This is a genomic window from Rhizobium sp. BK098 (assembly GCF_014193155.1).
Taxonomy (GTDB): domain Bacteria; phylum Pseudomonadota; class Alphaproteobacteria; order Rhizobiales; family Rhizobiaceae; genus Rhizobium.
The window spans coordinates 1-6,303 of the sequence record NZ_JACHYY010000035.1 but is presented as its reverse complement, the minus strand read 5'-3'; the positions used below and the strand labels follow the sequence as shown (position 1 = coordinate 6,303).

At 47.2% G+C, this 6,303-nt stretch carries 3 protein-coding genes; all 3 read right to left on the bottom strand.

Annotation, left to right across the window (positions count from 1 at the left end; genetic code table 11):
* Positions 1-65 precede the first annotated feature (65 nt).
* Positions 66-887: a polysaccharide pyruvyl transferase family protein gene (locus FHT73_RS29065; protein ID WP_162708098.1), complete on the bottom strand. Its 822-nt coding sequence runs from the start codon at positions 885-887 to the stop codon at positions 66-68.
* Between the two features lie 14 nt (positions 888-901).
* A complete protein-coding gene (locus FHT73_RS29060) occupies positions 902-3,238 on the bottom strand; it encodes a glycosyltransferase (protein ID WP_112611052.1) in 2,337 nt (778 codons plus the stop codon).
* A gap of 184 nt (positions 3,239-3,422) precedes the next feature.
* The gene (locus FHT73_RS29055; RefSeq protein ID WP_183716509.1) at positions 3,423-5,951 is read right to left on the bottom strand and encodes a glycosyltransferase; all 2,529 of its coding nucleotides are present in this window, start codon (positions 5,949-5,951) and stop codon (positions 3,423-3,425) included.
* Positions 5,952-6,303 lie beyond the last annotated feature (352 nt).

The window sequence follows — 6,303 nt, the reverse complement described above, 5'->3', positions numbered from 1 at the left end:
AAACGCTGGAGCGAACTCAAAATCGGATAAAACTTGTGGGCAAGGTCACGAGCAATTCCGAGATATCAGCGCGATAATAGCTCGAGAAAACGATCCCTGAACACAATATTTGCCTCCCTGCATTCGGCAAGTGCATTTGAATAAGCACGCGCAAGTCCCACAAATCTCGCCCAATCACGAACGTCACAAAGTGGAATCTGATGTCGAAAGCTATAAAACTTCGACGAAAACGGAAAAGCTACTACCCGCTTCCGTAACAACGTTGCCCAATAAGCGCCATGGAAACTACTAGTTAGTACCAGTTCCGCGCTTCCAAGAGAAAAAATCGCTTCATCAAAAGGTGTATAGTTATCAATAATATAAATATTTTCAGGAAGGATCCCAAGTATGTATTCGTTGAGCTCCATTTCTACGTGTTTATATAGAACGTATTTTTTGGTTATATCATAACTTCGGTCAAAAGCGGGATCCATACATGATGGGCAAGGTGCCCAATGATAAATTTGATCTGCATCACGTAGGCCAATCAGATCATAATTATAAGGAATTAGATCAACGCTCCGATGCAACTGATTCCATGCTCCAACCGTGTAGTGGTTGTGCCCCGCCCCCCAAACAACGAACTTTTGGTTTCTGCGTCGACGGTATATTTCAGTAAGAGCTGGAGCGAAGTAATCAATATCCAATAATCCTCCACCACCTATCACCACGCAGTCCGCGGTATCAAAGTCTACCTCCCATCCGTCACGAGAAGTAGGATCGACGGCATCAAGAATATCGCGATACTCTACTGTCCAACCAGGTATATCAAAGTATTCGAAAGGAGACGACTTCAGATCGCCTATATTCCTTGAATTCAACCGATGCAAATTTAAGATCTTACCCAAATTCGTTTCGATCCTTAAAATCCAAACTCGCGAAGGTCGCGAATATACGCATAGAAGGCTAAGTCGTTGGCCTTGAACGCATTTACCAACATCTCTCGGCGCAATCGCTGTTGCATATCCGCAGGCTCACGGATGAATTTATCGATATAAGGCGAACTGAACCAATTGGGGACCGTGGAATTAAGTTTCTGTGCAAACTCGGATGCGGCAGCCACACGAACTCCATGAGACTTTTCATTAAGTATTGCAACAACACGCCAATAAAAATAATGCCGCGGCGCCATCCAATCCATGTAAACTTTCCAATACTGCTCCGGAATTCGATCCTGATGTCGCCGAAGCATTTCCAAAGAATCAAAAATTTCGATATTTCGCTGAATATTCTTCCGCGCATTCGCCAAAATCGATCCTGGTCGCTGCACGTAATTGTATGTCTTACTGTCAACAAATGCGAGATTGCGGGAGCAGGAAATCAAAGCCGGCGTCAACGCCAGATCTTCAAACCAACCAAGTGAATACCGCGCCTTTTCATTCTTGGTAAAAGTTTCCGTTAGATACATCTTGTTCCAGGCGTAGCACTCATATTGAGACACGAGCGCGTGAATGATTGGATCATCCTCGCCCCAGTATTTTGCCAACTCTCGGCTCTCGACAATGCGCCCATCGGGCGTAGTCTGATGAAAACCACAGATCGCAAGATCGTGGCCCTGGTGAAATTTCGCCTCAAGTTTTTCCAGATGGTCTGACGAAAGGAAATCATCACTATCGACGAAGGTAACAGCATCGGAATTCAGGTGTTGGATAGAGAAATTGCGCGCATCCCCCAGACCGCCATTAGGCTTGTAAAAGTATTTAAATCGCGGATCTGTTTCACACATAGCTCGTGCGATCGCAGAGCTGCCGTCTGTAGAACCATCATCAATCAGCAGGGCCTCAAAGTTTACATACGTTTGAGCTTGGATTGACTTAAGACATCTGACCAAATAGTCCTTGACATTATAAATGGGTACGACGACATTAACCTTGTATCCATCTCGTTTTAGTATCAGCTCAGTTGCAGCATCTAAATCGGAGGAACTTTTGCGTTCCGGGATGTGACTTTCGGTCTTGGTTTGAGGTTTCCTATGCCACTGCGATACTGTACGTAGTGGATTTGCTGCCTCAACCGCTTTCAGGATCGCACGGTGTCGGACAAAGCTACCGCCGAGGAATTTTGTTTTAAGAGCGCGGAACCGCTCCAATTCTGGAAGCTCGGCAATTGCCGGGAAGGCAACTTCGGCGCTCTTCAGGAAATAGTAGCTCCATTCCATCCCGGTAGTTGAGATAAGCTTACGCCAGCGCGCGTTTGGGGACGCATTCTCGCTAGTCCAGCGTGCGGCTATATCAACCAACGCATCTTTGTACGAACCGCCATGCTCCAGCGTCCAGCCACCGTAATATAAATGCTCCGCTATGCACGTATTATTGTTGTTAAAATTCGTCGTAAATACGTTCTCGCTCTCCACAATGTTACTATCGCCCAAATCTTGTTTACTTCCGTCCAATCGAAGGCCGAATTCAGTTGTTAAAATCCACGTTACGATTACCGGCATCGGCGTTAAATCTAGCATGTCTCCTAAGTAGAGACTTCGCATCCTGTAAACATCTAAAAGGCGCCCTATTATCTTATTCTTTGGTCTTGACATGAGGAAATGAGGCCCAATAGCAAAATTCGTCTCCCAGCATAAGACGCTACTGTAACCTAGGTATTTATCGAGCCGACTGTAGAAAGAAACATCGCCATCCGCATAGACGCCCCCATATTCATAGAGAATCTTCAATCGAATATAGTCGGTGGCAAAGGCCCATTTCTTCTGTTGGATTGCTTCACGAAGAAATTGAGTGGAATCATCGTCAAGATCGCCGAGCGACCACCTCCGAATTTCAAAATCGGGGTGCAACTTGGAAAAACTCTCCACGCCTAAGCGCAACGGGCCAGGCGCCTCTTCTCCGCTCAACCAAACGCTATGAAATACTTTGGGGATACCGTCTCCATTATGGGCCAATATAGTCTTTCCACGCTCAATTGATGAAGCCGCTTTTTTCGAAGCTTGATTGCAGCGTAAGTAATGTATTAGAGGATTTTCTGCAGAGCGTTGAAGCTCAGGGAAATCACGCTTGTAGCCGGCAGTTGAGAACCATCTGCAAGGGTCCCTATCTTCGTCGGCGCCGTGCAAGAGATAGTGCAATGCGGGATCCATACCGGCTGCGCGCACATCTGGATAAGTATCTAGATACCAAGATCCGTCAAAAAAACCGCTCTTCTCAAGAACAGGAACAATTTTCCTAGCACTTCTAATACTGCGATTCATGTCTAATTCCAGTATAAAAAAGTTACAACTGAGCGCACGCTTCGATTGCCTCACCTGACCTAGCCCGGTTTTTTAGAGGAGATTGCCGAGCGATATTTAGCTTGCAGATTGCAACCATGAGGAACTGTCATTGCCAATGTCCTATTCAAATTGCAAGCGAAAACTCATCATGGTAACGACACCGCTAGTCAAACCACACTCTTGTTTCCGCACGCAATGGTACTATTGCCGAGAGCGATCCCTTAATAGGTGCCTGGGGCACAAATCGATGTCGGAAAGCCAGTTGAATAACCGAAGGCGCAATGAATTCTTCCGCATTTCTCAATATGCAGAATGATTTGCTATCTGTTTCTATACTTACGGATCCGAACCAATCCTGAGTGGGAAGCTCTAATCGAGACATTCGATAGGCCTCCACGGCGTCGATATGAGCTTGGATACGCGCTGGAATTCGGTCCAATGTCGCGATCTGGTGTCGGAGTGAGGTCCGAATAGATCGCCGCCGCCGGAACCAAGTTAAGCTTGAAGTCGGTCGGATAAAGGCGTGAAAGCCTACTTTAAGGTGTTCCGGAAGCCGAAACTGAGCATTGACATCAAACCGTCTTACGAACGTGAGGTTAATAGTCTCGTAAAATCTTCCGTCTAATAACCATAATTTTGGAACATACGAGTCGCCAGTCACAAGGAAAGCCCAGCCCGAGAGCAGAAGGACGGGAACGTCATCTGGCGCGCCTTTGCTTGGCAACGCGGCAATAGAAGGCTCTGAATCGGTGCGACATTTGGTATCTCGTCCCAATAGAGCGAGTTTTTCATGTATGAGGTCTGATGCCGGATCGAGATCGAGCAATTCTGTATGAATGTCACCATTTGGAAGGTGCTCGAACAAACTAAGGAGTTGGTTGCGAATTTCCGCTTCGATGATTGGTTTCGCTGCCAAACGAGAGAGGTCGGAATCGAAACCCAGGTGATCTGCTTCCAACACGGAAAATATGCGCTCCCTGTTGCGCAATATGTCTCCTGTATGCACCATACTCTGGCGGTTAACGCGGTAGTAAAATAGTGGATCTGGAACAACCGTGATTTTCACTCCACGCAAATGCGCGCGTAAAAAAAACTCCCAGTCCTCGAGACCAACGTTGACAATTTCGCTAAACCCGCCAAGCCGTTCGAACGTATCGCGACGAACTAGAGCGTTCGCATCACCAAATCTATTTTGCAAATGGGAATAGGCGCCTCCCACACCAAGGAAAAATCTTTCAATTCTTGGCTCCCCGTCGCTGCCGTCCTCCTCGTGTACAATCCAGCATTGGCTAGTCAGTATTTCGCATCCCGTACGAAGAGCTGATTGAACAAAGACTTCAATCTCATTAGGTTCCGCGTAGTTGTCATCGTCGTGAAATAATAAAAATTCCCCTTTGGCGTGGCGTGCGGCAAGATTGCGAGCAGCGCCAAGATATCTGTTATCCGAATAGATAATGGTAAGAGGGAAACGATAGGTTGCTCTCTTGAGCTCACCAAGTTTTTCAATTGACTCCGCTTTACTACTGCCGTCATCAACGATGATAATTTCGATGTTTTTATATGTCTGCACCGCCAGGTGGTCAATCGCACGCTGTAGCAGAGCGGGCCTATCATAGTGTGTTATGCATATGGAAACCAGAGGCTCATCAGTAATTTGGTCGCAGACGGTCTCTATCAATTCATCCGAATAAAGGCTGCTCCAGTGCTCGCATATTTTCTTCGGCTGAAGTGTCGATTGTAGCGCCGGCATCCCATTTTCGATCGCGCTCTCTATTGCCTTGGAAAAATCTTTCGCAGTTAGTGGAACGAGACAAGCCTCGAAGCTTGCTGCATCAACTAACTCACGTGCCGCGGCCATGTCACCGGCGATGAAGGGTATACCGAGTGAAAAACATTCATCAATGCCAGCTGAGTTAATTCTCTCCGACGAAGGAAATATGCAGAGAACTCCAGTCCGGTTAGCAAGCCATCGTACTGAATCCTCATATCCTATATCATTTAAAAAACGAATATGACCGCGATGCTCCGTGAGCTTTCGCAATAGCCGAGATGCACTCAGTTCGCCGGAGGTCCGCCTATGACGTCCTATAAGCGTTAAATCAAGCGACTTACAGCATCTAATTTGACGCACGATATCAATGAATAGTTCGAAGCCGTTACTTCGGTCCTGCGATCCGAAAAAAACGAGTTCCTTCATTTGCCCTGGCTCAATAGCCTTTGTAACGAGTTTCCCATTAAGATTTATATATCGCCGAAAGGACGGCACCCGATCTAAACGCAGGAGCCGCGGTAATTTCCAACCAAGCTCTGTCACACATCCGACTGCACTTTCGGTTGAAGTAATCGCAAGATCCGAATTCTCAAATTGGACTTTTTCCAAAGTTTCAGTTTCTAGAGTCTCGATGTCTGGCAAATCAAGTGTCAAACGGCGCCTCCAACGTGTCGGCCCCGTAACATGTGTAACGATAAGCGTTCTAATGCGTCCTTGCACTTTCCCAACGGCAGCATAAAAGCCGAGGCCGCCGCGGTCCAAAAAATGCGCAACGTCGAAATCCATCATTGATAGATACCGATATACCGCATAGGCCTTGGATGGTGCGAGCATCGGTTGAATCATCGCTGCGTCAGCTCGAGCCACGTCAGAAAGAAAAACCAATCTAAGATTTGCCGCAATATGGGTCGGGTGCGTCATTGCGTCCCCGTTCTGAGAGAGATCCGTTACGAGCACGGTTACATCGTGCGATTGGGCGGCAAGCAACGTCGCCAATCCTCGAAAGCCCGAACCAAGATCACCAAGCGCGCTTGCGCCATCGTAGGCGTCAGTTATCAAACAAATTCTCACACGCCCACCAACATTTACAACCAAATTAGCATCTGATGCCGCACGAACGCGGCAGTGAAAATACTCTGGGGTTGTACTATTCTCATTCAACTGCCGCAATGTCTAAGGTTGCTCATTGTATGAGGAACGCGGGCGCGGGCGTAGAGGCTAAAAGTGGCCTGCTCCCCTTGATGTCCGCGATTATAAGTTAGCTCTGTTCAAG